We start from the raw sequence: 21,313 nt of genomic DNA, 5'->3' as shown, positions 1-21,313 counted from the left end.
CTATTTATTGGCAATTGTTGCCCAATGCTCCGGCAATATCTATTTTCTTCTCCTGATGGGTGATCCGAAACCGTTTCATATCTCGGCAGGGAGATTCACCAAAAAGACGGCTATATTCACGATTGAATTGGGAAGTGCTTTCATAGCCAACCTGAAATGCAGTTGTTGTCACATTGTGGTGTTGGGTCAATAATATGCGCCTTGCTTCGTGTAAACGCAGCCATTTTTGGTATTGTAATGGACTCATAGAAGTGACAGCCTTAAAGTGATGATGAAAAGAAGAAAGACTCATTTTGGCGATTTTGGCAAGTTGTTCGACTTTAACCGGATCAGCAAAGTGTTCTTTTAGCCATTGGATCGTATGGCTGATTTGGTGGCTTGGGCTTTCCTGGGTAGCCATTTGTTGTAAACGTCCTCCCAATTCACTTTTCAGTAGCCGATAGATGATTTCTTTATGTATTAGGGGAAAGAGAACGGGAATATCTTCCGGTGTGTTTAATATATCCAATAGACGATTAAAACAGACCAGCAGATCCGTTGTAGCAGAAGTCACGGCTAATCCACATGTATCCTGAATTTGATGCTTTATCGTGACCTTATTTTCAACCATTAATTTTGACGCTTTCTGAATATCAAGTTGTAACATCAAGGCAAAAAAGGGTTTTTCCTTAGATGCGGTACAAGTCTGGGTAATGGTGGGGATATTTGTCGAAGTCACTAAGATTTGTTGGGGATCGCAACAATATGAACGATCACCAATCGTTACCCGTTTTGTCCCCTGGGCAATAACCATAATACTGGGATCATACAACCAACCAATCGGATCGGTTGGCTGTTCCAAATGGCAGAGCGTTAATTGAGGAATTACTGTTTTTACGGCGTGTGTATTGGGGCGCGTTAACTTGGCCACTTTGCCAGCCAATTGTTGTAACTGGATTTCAATTTCTGTTTTATCGGGTTGTTGATTCGATGCCCCCATTTTCTATTTCCTTACCTATATAAAAGCCATGATTATTAGTGTGTTATATAGCATATCCCTAGAAGGAAAAATTTTGTATCAGTCACAGGGGGTATTGGAGGATTAGGCAAGAATTGTGGAGGATATTTAAATTGTTATAGTGGTAACCAAAGCCATCATAATTCTTTGTGACATTATAAAAACAGGAAATCCACGCAATGGCGTGGATTTTAAAGATTTAACCCGTTTTAATAGGACAGCCTGAAATGTTGTAAGATAAGAAAAATGATTAGACGTTAAACAAGAAATTCATCACATCGCCATCTTTAACGATATAATCTTTCCCTTCTGCGCGCATTTTGCCCGCTTCTTTCGCGCCTTGTTCACCTTTGTAAGTGATAAAGTCCTCAAACGAAATAGTTTGAGCACGGATAAAGCCCTTTTCAAAATCAGTATGAATTTTACCCGCTGCTTGTGGGGCGGTTGCACCCACTGGGATCGTCCAGGCACGAACTTCTTTCACGCCCGCAGTAAAGTAGGTTTGCAGGTTCAGCAACTGGTAACCAGCGCGAATTACACGATTCAAGCCTGGCTCTTCCAGACCTAATTCTGCCATAAATTCTTCGCGGTCAGCATCTTCCAACTCTGCGATATCGGCTTCAATCGCTGCACAAACGGGAACAACAACGGAACCTTCTTTTTCAGCAATGGCGCGAACGGTATCAAGGTGTGGATTATTTTCGAAACCATCTTCATTGACGTTGGCAATGTACATGGTTGGTTTTAAGGTCAGAAAGCTCAGATAGCGAATAATCGCTTTTTCTTCCGCACTCAGATTTAAAGCGCGTAGCATACCTGCTTGTTCAAGGTGTGGAAGGCATTTTTCTAAGACTTCCAGCTCTGCTTTAGCGTCCTTATCACCACCTTTGGCTTTCTTTTGTATACGATGGATAGCGCGTTCACAGGTATCCAGATCCGACAGAGCCAGTTCTGTATTGATAACTTCAATATCAGAGGCAGGATCAACCTGACCAGAAACGTGGACAATGTTGTCGTTTTCAAAGCAACGTACTACATGACCGATCGCTTCTGTTTCACGGATGTTGGTCAGGAATTGGTTGCCTAAGCCTTCACCTTTTGAAGCACCTTTTACCAGACCAGCAATATCTACAAATTCCATAGTGGTTGGCAGGGTGCGTTGTGGTTTAACAATCTCAGCCAACTGTTCGAGACGTGGATCTGGCATCGGCACAACACCTGTGTTTGGCTCGATAGTGCAGAACGGGAAGTTTGCTGCTTCGATACCTGCTTTGGTCAGCGCATTGAATAATGTAGATTTCCCAACGTTAGGCAGGCCAACGATACCGCATTTGAATCCCATATATTTATCACCTTAAATCACTTATAAACCAACAAGCAGTAGGCTTGTCGGTGAGTTTACAAAATGGCGCTATTATACACGCAATAGCCCGATGCGCCATGTACTCCCAGTTAAGCGCTGGCTTTAAATGCATGCAGGCGATTAATTGCCTTGTTCATGCCATCTTTGATGAGGATGTTAGTACAACGCAATGCTTCATCTATGGCATCGTCAATCAGTTTTTGTTCGCTGGCAGGAGGCTTGCCAAGGACAAAACCGACGACTTTGTTTTTATCGCCTGGATGACCAATACCGATACGCAGACGGTGGAAGTTAGGATTATTACCGAGTTTATTCTGAATGTCTTTTAGGCCATTATGACCGCCATTGCTGCCACCCAGTTTCATTTTTGCCACACCAGGCGGTAGATCCAGCTCGTCATGTGCAACCAAGATTTCATCCGGCTGAATACGATAAAATCCAGCAAGGGCAAGGACAGATTTACCGCTAAGGTTCATGAAAGTGGTAGGTACCAGTAAACGAATATCCTGCCCATTAACGTTGATACGGGCGGTATAGCCAAAAAATTTACTCTCTTCTTTCAGGGATTGGTTATAGCGTTGTGCTAACAAATCGACAAACCATGCCCCTGCATTATGTCTGGTCTGTGCATATTCGGCTCCAGGGTTTGCCAGGCCAACGATTAATTTTATGTTACTCACGGTTTAATTTCGCTTATTGGCAATAGAACAAAAAGGAGATTAGTTTACCTATCTCAAGGCTTGAGTACAAAACTCATTTAACAAAGATTATTCTGATGGAATGTAAAAAATTAGGCTTAAATTTGTACAGCTTGTGATCGCCACCGCAATAACCTTTCATATGATAAGTCTATAATTAATTTTGAAGAAGATATCTACTTTCGTGCTTTTGCGTTCGTTGTATTTGCAAATTAGCGTTCACAAAAAGTATTGGAGGTTGGTTATGAGACGTAAAAAGGCTTTTATTTTTGGCAATATTCTCATGGGAGCAGGAATGGCGGCAATGTTTATTAGCTTAGCTTATGTATTGCTTAGCCATATCTTTAATTTTGGTCTTTCGGAGTTTTTGACAAGCCTCTCATTAATGGGATTGTTTGTTGGGGCATTTATTTGGCTGGTAGGCGCCAGTATTGGCGGTCGGGAACAGGTTACTGATAAATATTGGTGGCTGAAAAATTACGATGAACGTTATTGCCGTAAAAAACAGCGACATTCGTGATTATTTTGGATAAGGCGGTAACAATTACCGCCTTATCCTTCATTTGTTAAATGTTCAGTCTATTAAAAGCTGACATTGAAACCGAGGTTGAAATAGTAGTCATGATTCGGTTCATTATCATTTTTTTCATGTGAGACGGCGGCAAATGCGCGAAAGTTATTGGTCAGATTGGCATTAACACCGACTGTATATTGGACATGATCTCTATTCTGTTTCTCTCCCTGTTGGACGAAACTTGTTTTGGTCGCATTGATCGCGCTGCGAAGAGTATAGCGTTCATCATCGAATTGATGATGGAACAGAATAGAGGCATAAGGATTAAAACGGCCTAGTTTAGTATCTACTCGCCAGCCCACCGAGCCAACTTTGGAATGATAATTTTGATCTGCAAAATGCATAGAGGTGCTGTTGTTACCTGTTTCACGATAACCATCAATATCCCCCTTGTCCCAGGCGTATTGGATGATTGGGCTGGTGGTTAGATAACGAGTGATTGGGATATCCCAGCCTGCTGTAATCCGCCAACCCCACTGTTTACCCATCGTTGAACCTGATTCCCTGCGAGTGGCTTGACCAAGCTGGATGGAGCGTGACAGATTGTCGTAATTGGTACGTGAATAATGGACATCGCCGTTCAGCCATCCGCTGCCATAGTAGTTCCATAGTATGTAAGCTGCTATGACATGACCAGTAGCAGCATAGTTGAAATTAGGGGTTGCATTTTGTTCATCTTTATAACGTGAAATTGTTGCCCCTAATAGCAAATTATCCGTCAGTTGATAATCGCTACCCAATGTAAGGGTATTATTGTGATTGTCTGTATAACCACCGAATACGCCAACTTTACCTTTGGCCTGATGATCATTGCGAAGCTGTTGCAGGTGACCGTCAAGTGAGCTTAGCGCGGTTATGGTTGGGGTACGGTTGATGTGGTTCAACGCCATCACTTGTAAAGGGGCGTTGTAGATCGACATAATGTACTGACCGATGACTTTGTGTGCGTAAGGGGTTGGATGGAGGTCATCGGAAAATAAGTAGGGTTGGCTTTTATCAAAGCCAGGCTCGGAAGAAGAACACTCATTAGCCCTTGTACCTTGTGGACAGGCATAACCAAGGGTATTAGCAATACCATAGATGGTTGGATTCTCAATAACTTCCCTTAAGAGATGATTGACATCGGCACGCAGAATATTGCCGTTACTGAGTTGATTCTCTTCATTTTGGTTATATTCGTCGGAAAATTGGGAAGCAATTTTGTTGGTATTATCATAAGCAGCAAGCAATTGGCGATAAATTTCTTTCGCTGCGTCTGGATCTTGGGGAGAAGCACCTTCAGCAATCTTTTTAAAAACTCCCTGGATAATTTTATTTCTGATTTCCACATTGGGTGTAGGGTATTTGTTGATGGCCTCATGAGCTTGTTTCAGAATTTGGGCGATTTTGTCATCGGGTACTTTGCTTTTTTTTAAAGCGCCTTTAAGTACTGCTTCCATAATTTTTGGGGTTGTACCAATATCGGGAACATTAGGTACAATAATTAACCCCGCGCCAGCCTTAATGAGTTGATTGATCTGCGATGCTGCGGATGCAGAACTATTATTGATACGATGTTGCGCTGCTTTTTCATCGCCTTTCTCTAAATCTTCCAGAGCGTCCTTTACATCATTACCTCCTACCCAATGTATGTACACTCCATTCGGATCGGCCCGTCCAGAGTGTGCTTGCAAATAGTCATCGAGTTGTTTTTGTGTTGAGTGAACAAAATGATCCCAGAGACGATTCCCAGAATCGTTAGCTGCTGCGCCTCCATATGCATAATTGGTTCCGTTTTCTTTAGAGGGTGTCAATTTTTTGCCAGTGAGGTTTTGGGCTATATATTCATCATAGAGTTCAGTGTCCTTACCATCTGTTGTAAATCTGCCGATATTCCCACTATCACTCAAACTATCTCCAAAAACATACACATCGTTGTAGGCATAAGAATTTGTCATGAGGTTAACTAATAGTACAGTCGTGGCTGATACTAAAAAGAGTGTTTTTTTCATGTAGATCTCCTGAAAAAACAGCGCATTATTTTCACGCCAGCCAAAACACCTTGATTTAAAAGGGTATTTGCTCATCTCTCTTCGGTTAATGGCTGATTCTCTGATTATTTCAGTTCGATACTACTTCTATCTGCATATACGAAAATTAAACACAATGTTAACGTGCGTATATTAATGCTGAATGATGATTAAATAAAAACGCAAGGCAGTAATTTTGCCTTGCGTTCCTGAGTAAATGCTCTCTTACAGACGGGTGTTTTAGAAACTAGCGTTGATACCCAAACTGAAATTGTAGCTAGGATCTTGGGTATTGCCGTCATTACGGGTTACAGAAGCAAAACCGCGTAGGTTATTGCTCAGGTTTGCGTTCACGCCGACAGTATATTGACGCCAATTGGTGTTCTGCTTGCCACTTTCCTGCACAAAAGAAGTTTTGGTGGAGTTAATGGCACCGCTCAGTTTGTAGCTTGTATCACCAAATTGGTGATTAAACTGAACGGAGGCATAAGGATTGAAACGGCCTAGTTTAGTATCTACCCGCCAGCCCAGGGTGCCCACTTTAGACGTGTAGTCTTGATCACCAAAATGCATGGAAGTATTATTGTTGCCGGATTCACGGTAACCATCAACTTCACCTTTATCCCAGACATATTGGATGATTGGGCTGGTGGTCAGATAGTGAGTAACAGGAATATCCCAGCCTGCGGTAATGCGCGCTCCCCATTGTTTACCTGTGGTTGAGCCAGTTTCTCTGCGGGTGGCTTCACCAAGCTGGATAGTACGGGTCAGGCTATCATAATTGGTGCGTGAATAATGGACATCGCCACTTAACCAACCGTTATTATAATAGTTCCACAATGTATACGCTGTCAGAACATGACCACGGCCTCCATAAGAAAAATCAGCAATGGGTGAGCGTTCCTCTTTATAGTTAGAGTACATTGCACCCAACAGCAGGTTATCTATTAGCTGATAATCGCTACCCAGTGTAAAGGTTTTATCTCGGTTGCCAGTATAGCCGCCAAAGACGCCGACTTTGCCTTGTTCATTGCCGCCGTTACGCAGTTGTTGCAGGTGACCATCAAGGGAAGATAGGGCACTTTTAATTGGCGTACGGTTGACTTGGTTTAGGGTCATTACCTGTGATGGGGCATTATAAATAGAGGTAATATATTGGCCCATGATCTTCTGTCCCAACGGTGTTGGGTGGAAAGAATCAGAGAATAAAAATTCTTTGTCTTTGGTAAACCCTGAGTCGTTGGAGGAACATTTATTAGCGTCTTTACCTTGCTCGCAAGAATAACCTAATGTATTTTGAATGCCATAAATCAGAGGATTGGCGATCACTTCATGCAGCAATCCATTGATATTGGCACGCAAAATATTGCCGTTTCCTTTGCTAATTAGTTTGTCGAGTAGCTCATTGTATGTATCAGTGAGTTTTGATGCATCTTCACTTGTCTTATTGTAGGCAGCGAGAAGTTTTTCATATTTTGCTTCTATTTCTTCTTTTGTTTCTTTATCTGAAGATGATTTTTCTATAATTTTTTTCAGTGTACCTTCAATAAGTTGACGGCGATAATCGCTATTAGGAGTAGGATATGCATTAATGCCATCACGAACAGATTTCAAAGTGTCATTGATTTTTTGTTCGATGGGTTTTTTTTGGTCTTCAGGTAGATTATCATAAACTTTAGGATCTTTAATACCTTTGGATTCTAAGGCTTGGCGAATTATAACTTGACTAAGTAATGTTTCTAAAAATCTAGGAGTAGTGCTCACATCAGGAACGGTTGGAGCAATAACTAATCCAGCACCTTTTTCGATAAGTTGATTGATTTGATTTGCAGCTGCGGTAGCGCTGGTGATGACAATACCAGCGGCAATTTTTTGACCTTGTAGTGGATCTGTTTCTTTTGAGGCGTCTTCCAAAGCTTTGGCAAGATCGTTACCACCTACCCAGTGAATATAGATGCCGTTAGGATCAACTTTGCCATTATGGGCATTAAGATATCTATTTACCTGTTCTTGCGTATTAAAGCCGTATTTACTGTATTGTTTTAGAGCTGTAGCACCACCTTGGGCATAATTAGTTCCACCATCCTTGGATGGAGCTGAATTTACGCCTATAGCCTGTAGGGAAAAATACTGATGATATAGCTGATTTATTTTTCCATCTGGCATATATATTCCGTTATTTCCACCATCACTCAAGCTATCTCCAAAGACATACACTCGATCATAAGCATGAGCATTAGAAATAGCATTGATTGAAAGCGCTAACAGTGCAGGTGTAAATAAAAATGCCTTTTTCATTGGCACTCTCCTTAAAAAGTAGTTTTTGTTATTAATCAGCCTCTCGCCTTTGTAAGGTCTTTTTTTTGAACAAAAAAGTCCTACAACTCTTCCTCAGTAGAGTTAGAGAAGTCGATATGTTTAATATTGAAATAAACCCATATAGGACAGCTAACTTATTGATAACGGCTGTCTACAATTAAGTATGGTTCCTTGTTATTGAACTTCCATATGACTTTGCATTTTTTATAGATAATGTGATCTTAAAAAGTTCAGCTCTTAAGGATGTATATAAAATAATCAGTCGAAAATTATCCCTTTCATCCCTGGATATTGATAGCTTACTTATTAGGATAATTTATTTTTTATAGAAAAAATAATACCTGTTTTCCGATATTGTTATGTGATGTAAGGAAATAAAATCACCGCTATTAAGCGTGCGACAGGTTAGCAGCAACTATTCAATGACACCAGTATTGTTAGAATATTTGGAACTGGACGTACCAGATGGATTGAAATGTTTGTGGGATATTAACATTAATTTTTATGTCAATTTAATCGTTTTATTTTATTGAGTGAAATTTATTATAATAGTATAACTATTTGATAAATTTAATTATTTTCAAATGAAAACTATTCATAATAATTATTAATTCAAATTGAAAATATTAGCTAAGTATATCAAACAAACAGAAAACCCCGCTGCTGCAAATACAGCAACGGGGTTTTTCAAGCAATGATTTATTTAATCACTTGAATAAGTTAGCGCTTAATATTGACGCAAAACTTAAACATTAATGCTCAAACATCGCAGAGATTGACTCTTCATTGCTGATACGGCGAATAGCTTCAGCAAGCATGCCAGACAGTGTCAAAGTGCGAACTTTGTTCAACACCTTAATCTCATCAGACAGAGGAATTGTGTCACAGACCACAAATTCATCGATCACTGAGTTTTTGATATTTTCCACTGCATTGCCAGAGAAAATAGGGTGGGTTGCATAAGCAAACACCCGCTTCGCTCCACGCTCTTTCAATGCCTCAGCCGCTTTGCACAGTGTGCCACCTGTATCGATCATATCATCTACCAGAACGCAATCACGGCCAGCAACATCACCAATAATATGCATCACTTGAGAAACGTTTGCACGTGGGCGACGTTTATCAATGATAGCCATATCCGTATCGTTCAGCAGCTTGGCAATCGCACGGGCGCGAACAACACCACCGATATCTGGAGAGACAACAATCGGGTTTTCCAGCTCTTTCTGGAGCATATCTTCCAGAAGAATTGGGCTACCAAATACATTATCAACTGGAACATCAAAGAAACCTTGGATCTGCTCGGCGTGTAGGTCAACAGTGAGAACACGGTCTACACCAACGCTGGACAGAAAATCAGCAACAACTTTTGCAGTGATAGGCACACGTGCCGAACGGACACGGCGATCCTGACGAGCATAACCGAAGTAAGGAATAACAGCGGTAATACGACCAGCAGAAGCACGACGTAGCGCATCGACCATCACAACTAATTCCATCAGGTTGTCGTTGGTTGGTGCACAAGTGGACTGGATGATGAAAACATCACCACCGCGGACATTTTCATTGATTTGAACACTGACTTCACCGTCGCTGAAACGACCGACAGCAGCGTCTCCCAGGTTAGTGTACAGGCGGTTGGCAACACGTTGTGCTAGTTCAGGTGTGGCATTACCAGCAAAAAGCTTCATATCGGGCACGAGAAAAACCTCAGGCTTGCGTCCAGAGAGATATTGTTGACCAATCAAACAAATATTGCTCATTGGTTCAATAACATGGGTATCCCAGAGCGGAATGTATGCAATGGAGAAATGTTGACGCCACGCGCAACAAAGCCCTGCATCCACTCTGGGGCTTGATTTAACACCTTACGGGCCGATGCTTCTGATTCGAACTCGCCGAAAACACATGCACCAGTTCCGGTCAGGCGTGACGGTGCGTATTCTAACAGCCATAAAAGAAGCTGTTCAACCTCACGAAAACGTTTTCTTGCGATTGGTTCACAATCATTTGCAAATGATGCCTGTAATAATGCGGGTAGAGTGCGAATCGGAGAATTTCTTTTTAATTCAGGATCGGTGAAAATTGTTGGTGTTGATATTTCAATTCCAGGGTGGGCAACCAAAAACCATTTTTCTTTCGGTGAAGCAGGCTGGAGTTTTTCCCCAATACCTTCGGCAAAAGCGGCATGGCCTTTGACAAAGACAGGAACGTCTGCCCCAAGGCATACGCCAAGCTGTGCCAGTTCATCATCGGACAGATTGGCTTGCCAATGGTGATTGAGGGCAATTAATACCGTTGCTGCATTGGAAGAGCCGCCTCCGAGACCTCCGCCCATTGGCAGGCATTTATTAATGCGGATATCGGCTCCCAAATGTTCGTTGCCGGATTGAGTCACATTGTGATTCTGTAATGCGCGTTTTTGTAATAGATGGTTCTGCAATAATCGGGCTGCCCGCACAATCAAATTGTCATCATGGGCTACGCCTGCAACCGGAGTCAGTAAGTGGATTTGATTATCTTGACGTGGTGCGATGGTGATCTCATCACCATAATCTAAAAATTGGAACAGTGTTTGCAGTTCATGATAGCCATCAGGCCGTTGTCCTGTGATATACAAAAATAAATTCAATTTTGCCGGAGAAGGCCAGGTTAAAGTCATTATTGAATCGTCCAATTATCCATCTTTAATTTTATGCGGTTGCTTCCTTGCGTAAGCTCCAGTCGAGTGGGTAAGGCTGGCGTGATCGATGTATCGTATCCTTGATAATTTACGCGCCAAATCTCACCATTTTTTTTGTCACTTACGGATTTAAGCAGGTAATTTGCATCCAACTGAAAATTTTTGGCATTACCAGGCAAACCGATAATCCAGCTTCTTAGATTATCCAGAGGAATATTCATATTGGTCAGTTGGTAAATTAAAAATTCGGGTTTATCACTGAGATATTTTTTACCATTATTGTCAGTGATCTGAATCATATTCGGTTCGACGAATAATTCCAATTCTGTTGTACCCAATGGATTGAGTAACAGTAACTTATAATTGTCAGGTGAATATTGTTGCCAGAAAAATCGGGCGTAGACTTTTTTTTCATTTGCCAGGTAAGCGAAAGAACCTCGGGTTTGGTAATGCCCTAGTTTTTGCAGTTGCTGTTCACGGGTGTGCCATTGTGGTGTATCCGCTGATCCCGTGCCCATAGGGGGTTGCGTGAGTGTACAGGCAGTCAGTAAAACACCGGAGAGGGGAAGTAAGCGAAAAAAAGCAGACATTTTCATACGGTAACCCTTGGTGGTAAGAAAGCTTAGTATTCTGTCGATTATAAAACTCTGTCGGTTATAAATATGGCAATATCTATATGACAACTTAAAGCGTGCTATTCAAGTCTATAATCATAGAGGGTAATTTAACGAAAGTTTGCTGAGAATTCTCGAATAAAATTATCGCAGAACCGTCTGATTGACTTTTATTGCACTGATGCATCAAGTAGAATGCTCGACCAATGAGAGTCCTTATGAAGGGTGTGAGTTTATGAGAATAATTATCGATATCATCATGATCTTGCCCCCTATGATAACTCAATGCAGTTAAGATGACTTTATTAGCACTCGGTATCAACCATAAAACAGCGCCTGTTTCTTTACGTGAGCGGGTGTCTTTTTCTCCTGACACAATAGGATTAGCGCTTGATGACTTGCTCCAACAACCACTGGTGCGAGGCGGCGTTGTGCTGTCCACCTGTAACCGTACAGAGCTTTACCTCAGTGTTGAACTGCAGGGTAATTTTGAAGAACAGCTAATTCATTGGCTATGCAGATATCATCAGCTTGACCCTGATGATTTGACCGGCAGCCTCTACTGGCATTTAGACAATGCGGCCGTCAGGCATTTAATGCGAGTTGCAAGCGGTCTGGATTCCCTTGTATTGGGGGAACCGCAGATTTTGGGGCAGGTGAAAAAGGCTTTCGCTGAGTCGCAAAATTATCAATCTCTGTCGAGTGAACTGGAACGCTTATTCCAAAAATCTTTCTCGGTGGCTAAACGGATCAGAACAGAAACAGAAATTGGCGCCAATGCCGTTTCTGTAGCATTTGCTGCCTGTACACTTGCACGGCAAATTTTCGAATCCCTTTCCCAACTGAATATCCTGTTGGTGGGAGCAGGGGAAACGATTGAACTGGTTGCCCGTCACCTAAAAGAGCATGGTGTGAATCGCATGATGATCGCCAACCGGACAAAAGAGCGGGCACAAATGCTTGCCAGTGAAGTCAATGCAGAAGTTATTTCCCTGCCGGATATCGATACCCGATTGGCTGAAGCGGATATTGTCATTAGCTCCACCGCCAGTCCATTGCCGATCATTGGTAAAGGTATGGTCGAAAGGGCGTTGAAATTACGTCGTAACCAACCCATGTTGCTGATTGACATTGCTGTTCCTCGCGATATTGAACCAGATGTGGAAAAATTGAGTGATGTTTATCTGTACAGCGTAGATGATTTACAGGCTATCATTCAGCAAAATCTTGCCCAACGTAAAGCAGCGGCAGTTGTTGCGGAAGGGATTGTGCAACAAGAAAGCAGCCATTTCATGGATTGGTTGCGTTCTCAAGGCGCTGTTAATACAATTCGCGAATATCGAGAACAGGCAGAGAAAATTAGGGCTGAAATGACGGCAAAAGCATTGATGTCCATAAGGCAAGGCGCTGATGCTGAACAGATCATTAACCAATTGACCTACCAGTTGACGAATCGTCTGATCCATACACCGACTAAATCTCTCCAACAGGCTGCCAGCGATGGCGATTTGGAACGCCTGAATCTATTACGGGACAGCCTTGGGCTGGATCATAACTAACCTAACCCTATTCTAAATAAGGTCTGATATTACGAATGAAGCCTTCTATTGTCGCTAAATTGGAAGCATTGCAAGAACGCCATGAAGAAGTTTTGGCTCACCTCGGTGATGCTGAGGTTATCGCTGATCAAGAGCGTTTTCGCGCGTTATCAAAGGAATATGCTCAACTGACCGATGTGACTAACTGTTTTAAAGTCTGGAAAAGCGTTCAGGATGATATTGAAACAGCTGAGATGATGCTTGATGATCCCGAAATGCGGGAAATGGCGCAGGAAGAACTCAAAAACGCAAAAATTCGTAATGAAGAGCTGGAACAGCAACTGCAAATGCTGTTATTACCGAAAGATCCGGATGACGAGCGCAACTGTTTCCTTGAAGTTCGTGCTGGAACGGGCGGTGATGAAGCTGCGATATTCGCCGGAGATTTATTCCGTATGTATAGCCGTTATGCAGAATCCCGTCGCTGGAAAGTTGAGATCATGAGTGCCAATGAAGGTGAACATGGCGGATATAAAGAAGTAATTGCCAAAATTTCTGGTGAGCAAGTTTATGGTCACCTGAAATTTGAGTCTGGTGGTCATCGTGTTCAGCGTGTGCCGGAAACAGAATCCCAGGGGCGTATTCATACTTCTGCTTGTACAGTGGCTATCCTGCCAGAAATCCCGGAAGCGGAATTACCGGAGATCAATCCAGGCGATCTGAAAATTGATACTTATCGCTCTTCCGGCGCGGGCGGACAGCACGTCAATACCACTGACTCCGCAATTCGCATTACCCACCTGCCAACGGGGATTGTTGTGGAGTGTCAGGATGAGCGTTCCCAGCACAAGAACAAAGCAAAAGCGATGTCTGTGCTTGCGGCGCGTATTCGTGCCGCTGAGATGCAAAAGCGTCAGGAAGCCGAAGCCTCTGAACGCCGCAATTTGCTCGGCACCGGTGACCGTTCAGATCGCAACCGCACCTATAACTTCCCACAGGGACGGGTTACTGATCACCGTATCAACCTAACGTTATACCGTCTTGAGGAAGTCATGGAAGGTAAACTGGACATGCTTATCCAACCTATCATTACTGAATATCAAGCAGACCAATTATCCGCATTATCAGAGCAGGATTGATGAATTATCAACATTGGCTCCGGCATGCAGCTATGCAGTTGACTGAAAGTGATAGCCCTAAGCGTGATGCAGAAATCCTGTTGCAACACGTAACAGGGCGTTCCCGTACTTATTTAATTGCATTCAATGAAACATCGATTTCTCCAGAAGCAGTTAACCAGCTTAATGCTTTGTTGGCCCGTCGTATTCAGGGAGAGCCGATTGCTTATATTGTGGGGGAGCGTGAATTTTGGTCGTTGCCCCTGACTGTATCACCAGCAACTTTAATCCCACGTCCTGATACGGAATGCTTGGTTGAAAAAGCTTTGGAACTATTGCCTGAATCATCGGCACAGATCTTGGATCTCGGCACGGGAACAGGGGCAATTGCATTGGCGCTGGCAAGTGAGCGGCATGATTGCTATGTCACTGGGGTGGATATCAATCCTGATGCAGTAGCATTAGCAAAACATAATGCTGCGAGAAACGCGGAAAAATTGTCTGTTCACAATGTGAATTTTCTGCAAAGTGAGTGGTTTTCTGCGGTTGGTGAAAAACAATTTGATATGATTGTCAGTAATCCTCCATATATTGATGAGCTTGACCCTCATTTGCGCGAAGGAGATGTCAGGTTTGAACCAGCCACTGCATTGATCGCTGCACAAAATGGCATAGCAGATTTGCAGACAATTATAGAGCAGGCTCGCCACTTCCTGTTACCAAATGGATGGCTATTATTGGAACATGGCTGGAAACAGGGAATCGTTGTCAGAAACCTATTTTTGGAAAAAGGTTATCAACAGATAGCAACTTTTCAGGATTATGGTGGTAACGAACGTATCACGGTAGGTCGATGGAATAAAGATGAAAACCATAGTTAATTATGAATTCAATAATGCTTCCCTGATAGATGGTATTATTCTGGTAACACGGGCCATTCGTCCTGATTTCCACCACACAATGGTGACTGAGCAGTTAACGGCATTGGTTGAAGAAGCGCGACAAAAACTTTCCTTTATTACTGACACCAAAGCAAAATTACAAGCACTGTTGACGCTTTTTTATCGAGAATGGAAATTTGGTGGAGCGAATGGGGTGTATTGTTTATCTGATACCTTGTGGTTGGATAATGTATTGCGTTCACGCCAAGGCGCTCCCGTAACATTGGGGACGATATTTGCCCATATTGCCCAGACGCTGGCATTGCCCGTACAGCCTGTTATATTCCCGACACAGTTAATCTTGCGGGTTGATTTGGCTGATGAGCCGACATGGTTTATTAACCCGATGAATGGCGATACGCTCAACGAACATATCCTTGATGTCTGGTTGAAAGGTAATATTGGCCCGATGGTTCGTTTGGAAAATAAGGACTTACAGGAAGCCGATAATAACAGCATTGTGCGAAAAGTTACCGATATTATCAAAATTTCCTTAATGGAAGAGAAAAAGATGGAGTTGGCGTTAAAAGCCAGCGAAGTCGTGCTGATGTTCGATCCCGAAGATCCGTATGAAATCCGCGACCGAGGGCTGATTTATGCGCAGCTCGATTGTAATCACATTGCTGTTTCAGATTTGAGTTATTTCGTGGAGCATTGCCCTGAGGACCCGATCTCAGAAATGATAAAAATGCAGATTAACTCTATTGATCAGAGAGCGCTCATCCTCCATTAAAGGCGTTATAAAGCGGCATTTCTCTGCTTCTTATTTATTTTATGGATACAGCAAATTTATTTGTCCTTAACAAGAGAAGGTATAAACATGCAACAGAAAGTGGTTAATATTGGTGACATCAAGGTCGCAAATGATCTGCCTTTTGTACTGTTTGGCGGTATGAATGTCCTTGAGTCACGGGATTTGGCCATGCGTATTTGTGAACACTATGTGACTGTAACGCAAAAACTGGGCATTCCTTATGTTTTTAAGGCGTCTTTTGATAAGGCTAACCGTTCTTCGATCCATTCCTATCGCGGGCCTGGTTTGGAAGAGGGAATGAGAATCTTTCAAGAGCTGAAGCAGACTTTTGGCGTGAAGATCATCACTGATATACATGAACCCGCGCAAGCCCAACCTGTTGCAGATGTGGTTGATGTCATCCAGCTTCCCGCTTTCCTTGCCCGCCAGACTGATCTGGTTGAAGCGATGGCAAAAACTGGCGCAGTTATTAATGTCAAAAAACCTCAGTTTGTTAGCCCAGGGCAGATGGGAAATATCGTTGAAAAATTTAAAGAAGGCGGTAACGATCAGGTAATACTGTGTGACCGTGGCAGTAATTTTGGTTACGACAATCTGGTCGTCGATATGTTGGGCTTTGGTGTCATGAAACAGGCGACTCATGGTTCACCGGTGATTTTTGATGTCACTCACTCATTGCAATTCCGTGATCCTTTTGGTACAGCTTCCGGCGGTCGCCGTGCGCAAGTGTCAGAGTTGGCACGTGCTGGTATGGCGGTAGGAATTGCCGGTTTGTTCCTTGAAGCCCATCCTGATCCAGAAAATGCAAAATGTGATGGCCCATCAGCATTGCCGTTGGCAAAACTGGAGCCATTCCTGATGCAGATAAAAGCCATTGATGATGTGGTGAAAAATTTCCCAGAGTTGGATACCAGCAAATAATCACGGGATCTGTTTGGTTTTTTGATAATGCGGTTACAGACATTTTGCCCTGTAACCGCTGATTTTTTACGCATTATCTTTAATAAATAATCTCTTACCAGGAAAGTCAATTAATACTGCATATTGATTGAAGAAGTTATTTCCAATTAGTCCATCCGCATTTAAATGATTAAAATCTCCATCAATCAGTAGTGAATTCAGTTTTATTTTTTTAGCATTTTTCTCATCAAGTTGAAACGTCGATACAATGCATTCTTCTTTGTCCAGATCTTCTCTCAAAGCCCCGCAGGGAAGGATAACTGGAGGTGATTGCAACCTTTGTTGCCAAAAAACGGAAGCTGATGCACCAGTATCCAGGATCATGTTGTAATTCTTGGCGTTTTGTGAAACTTTGACAACAATGCCTTCTTGAGTGAGTCTCAACGGTAATTCACTCCAACCATCAGTCACATTGACGTCCAACGCTTGCAAATGATCAGAAACTGACAATTTCTGGTTTTTGTAATCGATAAGAACAACTTTATCTTTGAATAAGTTAGGGCCCATTACCATCGAAGTAGGAAGCTTTTTTTCTTGACCTAACAAGGTCACTCCCCATGGTGTTAGCGAAACTCCGGTAATATCCTTAAATATCATTCCGTTTATCGAAAGTTGTGGAATGTGAAATTTATCATTAAAAAAAACTTTGCCTGTAATGTCAGTAGAGCGTGCTTTTTCAGGATCTATCACTAAGCCTGAGATTTCCGACATAAACTCTTTAGTTAAATGGAGGGCTTGAGATGCACCTGTATCGAGCATTAAATTTTGCTTTTTTCCATCAATTTCGAGAGTTGCTACCGGCAGAGAGAATTTATCAAATTGAAAATCTATATGTATGACTTCTTCAGCAGCCATGGAATCTGTGACAAACAATGACGTAACGGAAGAAAAAACGATAAATGCTGTTGCCATAAGATGTTTATTGAGTGAAAAAAGCATGAAAATTCTCCATATCTGCGTTCATATTTAAGTCAAATTTTAGGGGGAAAAATAAGCTTATTGTGAATTTTGCAATAACGATAAGAATATTAGACCAAAAAATGCACCTAATATTCTTATTTGGAGATTTAGGTTAATCTATTTCTTTCAGTGCTTTGGATAAAGTGGCATAAAAGCTCAATTGCCCTTTAATTGGTTCGACTTTGGCTCGTGCCAACGTTTTCAAGGGCTGGAAGGATATATCGCACACAACGAGATGTTTCTCTTTTCCCATCTCCCGAACAAATCCTTGAAAAGCATGTAGCCCACCTGCATCCAGAACCGGAACAGCATCCCACTGCATAATAATGGTGTGATAATCGGTTCCTTGTTTTTTCAGTTCAGTAAAAATGCGCTCCGCAGCTGCAAAAAACAGAGGACCATTAATTCGCACAACCAACAAACCTGTATCATGATTTGTTGCAGAAGAAATGCTGATTCGGGTCATATTGGCAATTTTGCGCATAAACAGTAGTGAAGCCAACACAATGCCTATTGTGATTGCCACCACCATATCAAACAGAACGGTTAATAACATACACAGCAACATGACAATGATATCGTCTTTGGGGGCACGGCGAATGAGGTCTATGACCTTATGGGCTTCGCTCATATTCCAAGCTACAATCAGCAAAATGGCTGACATAGCGGCCAGCGGTAAATAAGAAAGCATTGGGGCAAGAACCAGCAGTGCCAATAATACCAGCAGGGAGTGAACGATAGCAGAAATTGGTGAGGTTGCACCTGCCCGCACATTGGCGGCTGAACGGGCGATAGCCGCAGTTGCCGTGATCCCACCAAAGAAGGGGGCGACAATATTACCCATTCCTTGGCCGATCAATTCACTGTTGGAATGATGTTTTTTTCCGGTCATACCATCCAGAATAACGGCACATAACAGGGATTCAATTGCCCCTAACATTGCCATAGAAAATGCTGCGGGCAGTAATGCTGATACTGTATTCCAGCTAATATCAAGAGAGTGAGTATCAGGCAATTGCCACGGCAGGATAAATTGGGGAAGAATAGGGGGAATACCTTGGCCCTGTGTACCATCTTCCAGCGTATAGCTAAATGATGAACCAATTGTTGCCACATCATGGCCTAACAAATGCATGATCCCCATGATACCCGTACCTGCCATTAACGCCGGTAAGTGACCGGGTAACTTTAACCCTAGTTTTGGCCAGAAAATCAATACCAGCAAGGTTGTTAAACCGATGAGGGTATCGCTGAGTTGTAATGAAGGAAACGCTTGGGAGAGGGCAATTACCTTATTAATATAATTTTCCGGCACATGGTCTAGTTTCAGGCCGAAAAAATTTTGCACTTGCATGGTAGCGATAGTAATAGCAATACCAGAAGTGAACCCAAGCGTAACAGACAGTGGAATGTACTCAATCAGTCGGCCAAATCGCGCTAATCCCATGATAAGCAAAATAATGCCTGACATAAGCGTGGCGATAAGCAAGCCACTGAGGCCAAATTGCTGTGATACAGGATAGAGTATCACCACAAAAGCTGCTGTTGGGCCGGAAACGCTATAACGTGATCCTCCGGTCACAGCAATAATAATACCGGCAATGGCCGCAGTATACAGGCCGTATTGTGGTGCAACACCACTGCCGATTGCCAGAGCCATTGCCAGTGGGATAGCAATTATTCCCACGGTGATCCCAGCAATCATGTCTTTGATAAAACGGTGAAAAGAGTAAGTTTCTTTCCAACAAGCGTCAATAAGCGCACTAAATGGACGTATTCCCCTAACTTTACGAGTATTCATTTAATTAAGAACCAAAAAATAAGATAGCAGATGATGAACTGAAAGAAGTAATACCAGCATATCGCTTTTGTCAGATCAGAAAAGTGTTACATGTCAAAAAGTTAACCAACTCGTCTAATTTTACCTTGAGTGAGTCATCGCAATGCCCAGAATTGGTGCTAGTAACAGATTTGCTGCTGTTATACAGTTTAAAAGCAATTATGGAATAATGATAATGCAGTTTGGATGAATCAATTGGTTAACATTAAGGATATGATAAATTGTCTAGGACACAACGTTTGTTAACTTTGATGGAAATATTACGCAGTTATCATTTTCCCGTGCAGGGCAAGGTATTGGCGCAGAAGTTGAACATTAGCTTAAGGACTCTCTATCGGGATATTGCGACCTTACAGGCTCAAGGTGCAAGTATCGAGGGAGAAGCGGGTATAGGCTATGTCTTACAGCCGGGATTTGTTTTACCACCGTTGATGTTAACGCAAAATGAGATGGAAGCCTTGGTATTAGGGGCTAGTTGGGTGGCAAAACGCGCTGATTCACAATTAAAAACATCTGCAAACAGTGCGATCAATAAAATTGCAGCGGTTATCCCAACAGAACTCAAACAATATCTTGAGACAAATTCATTATTAATTGGGCCAGCTACTACGAAAATTGAACCTTCCATTGATATCCCGCAAATACGGCAAGCGATCAGTCATCGGCATAAAATCACTTTCACTTATTTAGATCTCAAAAACAATCAATCGACAAGAACAATATGGCCATTTGCATTGGGATATTTTGAGAATATCAGTATTGTTATTGGTTGGTGTGAATTAAGAAAAACATTTCGCCATTTCAGATCGGATAGAATGAGCCATTTGAAGATAGAACAACAGTGTTATCCCCGTTCAAGACAGTCTTTACTTAAAGAATGGCGGGAAATGGAAAAATAGTGCATTAACTACTGACAAAAACTGTCACACGGGTTTGTTATCTTGAGGGCTCTTAATGTACTGAACCCGCTATCTGGCTGTTGGAGTCTTTTTATGTTAACCCTAACCTTTTCTACATCGGTAAATGCAAAGCCATCTCATATTTGGTTCCTCAAGACTAAAAGCTGTGGTTGAAAAAACCGAGACAGCAAAACTCGTTTCTGTTGTTAAACCTATAGCATTTACTGCAGGTAAAGAAGCATAAAGGAGATAATGTTCTATGTTTGGTTTTAATCATCAAGATGGTAGTTATTTAGAAGTTGACGGTGCCCATATCTATTATGAGATCCAAGGTAATGCCAATGGTTACCCACTCATTTTTTTACATGGTGGTTTAAGTACCATTGAAACGTTTAATCGATTGGTAGGCGATCTTGGAAAGTCTTATCAACTGATTGGCATAGATAGCCGAGGGCAGGGAAAATCGACTTTGGGACAAAAAAGCCTATCGTATAAACGTCTCCAACAAGATGTAGAAGCGATAGCCAACCATTTAAGGTTAGAGAAATGCAGTATTATTGGTCATAGTGACGGAGGTATTGTTGCGTTACGATTGGCTGCTGCTGGGATCGTTTCAATTGATAAAATGGTGGCGATAGGTGCTCATTGGATCTTAAAAGGAAATGATCCGGCACGAGATATATTTAAACAAATTACAGCGGAAAGCTGGAAGGCGATGTTGCCGGGCAGCTATGATAACTACTATAGATTGAATCCGAAAGCAGATTTCAACAAACTGATAAGCAGTGTTGTTACTATGTGGCTTGATGCTAGTGACGACGGCTATCCAAATCAATCTATCCGTAAGATCACTTGTGAATTAATGGCAGTGCGGGGGGATAAGGATAGCTTAGTGTCACGCACTTACTTAACTGAGTTAGTTGATCAAGTCACCCATTCTTACTTATTAAATATTCCTTTTACTGGTCATTCTCCTCATGAAGAAAAGCCTGAGTTATTGATGCCATTTTTGAAGGAATTTTTGTCGCATTAATATCAGATGTGTA

18 protein-coding genes are annotated in these 21,313 nt (G+C 42.2%); 8 read left to right on the top strand and 10 right to left on the bottom strand.

Features of this window, described 5'->3' with window-relative positions:
• Nucleotides 1-4: 4 nt before the first annotated feature.
• From Xets_RS11265 to pth, 3 genes are all read right to left on the bottom strand, one after another.
• Nucleotides 5-979, bottom strand: coding sequence for an AraC family transcriptional regulator (locus Xets_RS11265; RefSeq protein ID WP_099132308.1), 975 nt, complete (start codon nucleotides 977-979; stop codon nucleotides 5-7).
• Nucleotides 980-1,247: 268 nt separating this feature from the next.
• Nucleotides 1,248-2,339 (bottom strand): redox-regulated ATPase YchF, encoded by a 1,092-nt coding sequence (ychF, locus tag Xets_RS11260; RefSeq protein ID WP_099132307.1) that lies wholly within the window; start codon nucleotides 2,337-2,339, stop codon nucleotides 1,248-1,250.
• A gap of 110 nt (nucleotides 2,340-2,449) precedes the next feature.
• Nucleotides 2,450-3,040 carry an aminoacyl-tRNA hydrolase gene (gene pth / locus Xets_RS11255; protein ID WP_099132306.1) on the bottom strand — a complete coding sequence of 197 codons (591 nt, stop codon included), beginning with the start codon at nucleotides 3,038-3,040 and terminating at the stop codon, nucleotides 2,450-2,452.
• 262 nt (nucleotides 3,041-3,302) lie between these two features.
• Between pth and ychH the strand changes: the two genes are divergently transcribed.
• Nucleotides 3,303-3,578 carry a stress-induced protein YchH gene (gene ychH, locus Xets_RS11250; protein ID WP_099132305.1) on the top strand — a complete coding sequence of 92 codons (276 nt, stop codon included), beginning with the start codon at nucleotides 3,303-3,305 and terminating at the stop codon, nucleotides 3,576-3,578.
• A gap of 62 nt (nucleotides 3,579-3,640) precedes the next feature.
• On the opposite strand, the gene Xets_RS11245 is transcribed toward ychH, so the two are convergent.
• The 5 genes from Xets_RS11245 to lolB all read right to left on the bottom strand — a co-directional run bounded on the left by Xets_RS11245 (nucleotide 3,641) and on the right by lolB (nucleotide 11,239).
• Nucleotides 3,641-5,623, bottom strand: a complete 1,983-nt coding sequence (locus Xets_RS11245; protein ID WP_187651677.1) for an autotransporter outer membrane beta-barrel domain-containing protein — start codon at nucleotides 5,621-5,623, stop codon at nucleotides 3,641-3,643.
• A gap of 258 nt (nucleotides 5,624-5,881) precedes the next feature.
• On the bottom strand, nucleotides 5,882-7,939 hold the full coding sequence (locus Xets_RS11240; RefSeq protein WP_187651676.1) for an autotransporter outer membrane beta-barrel domain-containing protein: 2,058 nt from the start codon (nucleotides 7,937-7,939) through the stop codon (nucleotides 5,882-5,884).
• 773 nt (nucleotides 7,940-8,712) lie between these two features.
• Nucleotides 8,713-9,660, bottom strand: coding sequence for a ribose-phosphate diphosphokinase (gene prs / locus Xets_RS11235; protein WP_187651682.1), 948 nt, complete (start codon nucleotides 9,658-9,660; stop codon nucleotides 8,713-8,715).
• Nucleotides 9,661-9,719: 59 nt separating this feature from the next.
• Nucleotides 9,720-10,622, bottom strand: a complete 903-nt coding sequence (gene ispE, locus Xets_RS11230; protein ID WP_099132302.1) for a 4-(cytidine 5'-diphospho)-2-C-methyl-D-erythritol kinase — start codon at nucleotides 10,620-10,622, stop codon at nucleotides 9,720-9,722.
• Nucleotides 10,622-11,239, bottom strand: coding sequence for a lipoprotein insertase outer membrane protein LolB (gene lolB / locus Xets_RS11225; RefSeq protein ID WP_099132301.1), 618 nt, complete (start codon nucleotides 11,237-11,239; stop codon nucleotides 10,622-10,624). The genes ispE and lolB overlap by 1 nt, the downstream gene beginning before the upstream one ends.
• Before the next feature lie 314 nt (nucleotides 11,240-11,553).
• On the opposite strand from lolB, the gene hemA reads away from it, so the two are divergent.
• From hemA to kdsA, 5 genes are all read left to right on the top strand, one after another.
• A complete protein-coding gene (gene hemA, locus Xets_RS11220; protein ID WP_099132300.1) occupies nucleotides 11,554-12,816 on the top strand; it encodes a glutamyl-tRNA reductase in 1,263 nt (420 codons plus the stop codon).
• Nucleotides 12,817-12,851: 35 nt separating this feature from the next.
• The gene (gene prfA / locus Xets_RS11215; RefSeq protein ID WP_099132299.1) at nucleotides 12,852-13,934 is read left to right on the top strand and encodes a peptide chain release factor 1; all 1,083 of its coding nucleotides are present in this window, start codon (nucleotides 12,852-12,854) and stop codon (nucleotides 13,932-13,934) included.
• Nucleotides 13,934-14,794 carry a peptide chain release factor N(5)-glutamine methyltransferase gene (gene prmC, locus Xets_RS11210; protein ID WP_099132298.1) on the top strand — a complete coding sequence of 287 codons (861 nt, stop codon included), beginning with the start codon at nucleotides 13,934-13,936 and terminating at the stop codon, nucleotides 14,792-14,794. The genes prfA and prmC overlap by 1 nt, the downstream gene beginning before the upstream one ends.
• A complete protein-coding gene (gene sirB1 / locus Xets_RS11205) occupies nucleotides 14,778-15,587 on the top strand; it encodes an invasion regulator SirB1 (RefSeq protein WP_099132297.1) in 810 nt (269 codons plus the stop codon). The genes prmC and sirB1 overlap by 17 nt, the downstream gene beginning before the upstream one ends.
• An 87-nt stretch (nucleotides 15,588-15,674) precedes the next feature.
• Nucleotides 15,675-16,529 (top strand): 3-deoxy-8-phosphooctulonate synthase, encoded by an 855-nt coding sequence (gene kdsA / locus Xets_RS11200; RefSeq protein WP_187651675.1) that lies wholly within the window; start codon nucleotides 15,675-15,677, stop codon nucleotides 16,527-16,529.
• 66 nt (nucleotides 16,530-16,595) lie between these two features.
• On the opposite strand, the gene Xets_RS11195 is transcribed toward kdsA, so the two are convergent.
• Together Xets_RS11195 and dauA are read right to left on the bottom strand one after the other, a co-directional pair.
• Nucleotides 16,596-17,507 (bottom strand): aspartyl protease family protein, encoded by a 912-nt coding sequence (locus Xets_RS11195; RefSeq protein WP_244208719.1) that lies wholly within the window; start codon nucleotides 17,505-17,507, stop codon nucleotides 16,596-16,598.
• A 133-nt stretch (nucleotides 17,508-17,640) separates the two neighbouring features.
• Nucleotides 17,641-19,329: a C4-dicarboxylic acid transporter DauA gene (gene dauA, locus Xets_RS11190; protein WP_187651674.1), complete on the bottom strand. Its 1,689-nt coding sequence runs from the start codon at nucleotides 19,327-19,329 to the stop codon at nucleotides 17,641-17,643.
• A gap of 260 nt (nucleotides 19,330-19,589) precedes the next feature.
• Between dauA and Xets_RS11185 the strand changes: the two genes are divergently transcribed.
• Together Xets_RS11185 and Xets_RS11180 are read left to right on the top strand one after the other, a co-directional pair.
• A complete protein-coding gene (locus tag Xets_RS11185; protein WP_099132294.1) occupies nucleotides 19,590-20,267 on the top strand; it encodes a YafY family protein in 678 nt (225 codons plus the stop codon).
• 259 nt (nucleotides 20,268-20,526) lie between these two features.
• A complete protein-coding gene (locus tag Xets_RS11180; protein ID WP_099132292.1) occupies nucleotides 20,527-21,300 on the top strand; it encodes an alpha/beta fold hydrolase in 774 nt (257 codons plus the stop codon).
• Nucleotides 21,301-21,313 lie beyond the last annotated feature (13 nt).

The sequence above is a fragment of the Xenorhabdus sp. TS4 genome, assembly GCF_014467265.1.
Taxonomy (GTDB): Bacteria; Pseudomonadota; Gammaproteobacteria; order Enterobacterales; family Enterobacteriaceae; genus Xenorhabdus; species Xenorhabdus ehlersii.
This window is presented reverse-complemented; position numbering and strand designations above follow the sequence as displayed.

Bases quoted from the DNA above. Each gene is read 5' to 3' on its own strand.
- kdsA (WP_187651675.1), top strand. From the start codon at position 15,675: ATGCAACAGAAAGTGGTTAATATTGGTGACATCAAGGTCGCAAATGAT.
- ychH (WP_099132305.1), top strand. From the start codon at position 3,303: ATGAGACGTAAAAAGGCTTTTATTTTTGGCAATATTCTCATGGGAGCA.
- Xets_RS11195 (WP_244208719.1), bottom strand. From the start codon at position 17,507: ATGCTTTTTTCACTCAATAAACATCTTATGGCAACAGCATTTATCGTT.
- prfA (WP_099132299.1), top strand. From the start codon at position 12,852: ATGAAGCCTTCTATTGTCGCTAAATTGGAAGCATTGCAAGAACGCCAT.
- dauA (WP_187651674.1), bottom strand. From the start codon at position 19,329: ATGAATACTCGTAAAGTTAGGGGAATACGTCCATTTAGTGCGCTTATT.
- ispE (WP_099132302.1), bottom strand. From the start codon at position 10,622: ATGACTTTAACCTGGCCTTCTCCGGCAAAATTGAATTTATTTTTGTAT.
- Xets_RS11265 (WP_099132308.1), bottom strand. From the start codon at position 979: ATGGGGGCATCGAATCAACAACCCGATAAAACAGAAATTGAAATCCAG.
- lolB (WP_099132301.1), bottom strand. From the start codon at position 11,239: ATGAAAATGTCTGCTTTTTTTCGCTTACTTCCCCTCTCCGGTGTTTTA.
- prmC (WP_099132298.1), top strand. From the start codon at position 13,934: ATGAATTATCAACATTGGCTCCGGCATGCAGCTATGCAGTTGACTGAA.
- Xets_RS11245 (WP_187651677.1), bottom strand. From the start codon at position 5,623: ATGAAAAAAACACTCTTTTTAGTATCAGCCACGACTGTACTATTAGTT.
- Xets_RS11180 (WP_099132292.1), top strand. From the start codon at position 20,527: ATGTTTGGTTTTAATCATCAAGATGGTAGTTATTTAGAAGTTGACGGT.
- hemA (WP_099132300.1), top strand. From the start codon at position 11,554: ATGACTTTATTAGCACTCGGTATCAACCATAAAACAGCGCCTGTTTCT.
- ychF (WP_099132307.1), bottom strand. From the start codon at position 2,339: ATGGGATTCAAATGCGGTATCGTTGGCCTGCCTAACGTTGGGAAATCT.
- sirB1 (WP_099132297.1), top strand. From the start codon at position 14,778: ATGAAAACCATAGTTAATTATGAATTCAATAATGCTTCCCTGATAGAT.
- Xets_RS11240 (WP_187651676.1), bottom strand. From the start codon at position 7,939: ATGAAAAAGGCATTTTTATTTACACCTGCACTGTTAGCGCTTTCAATC.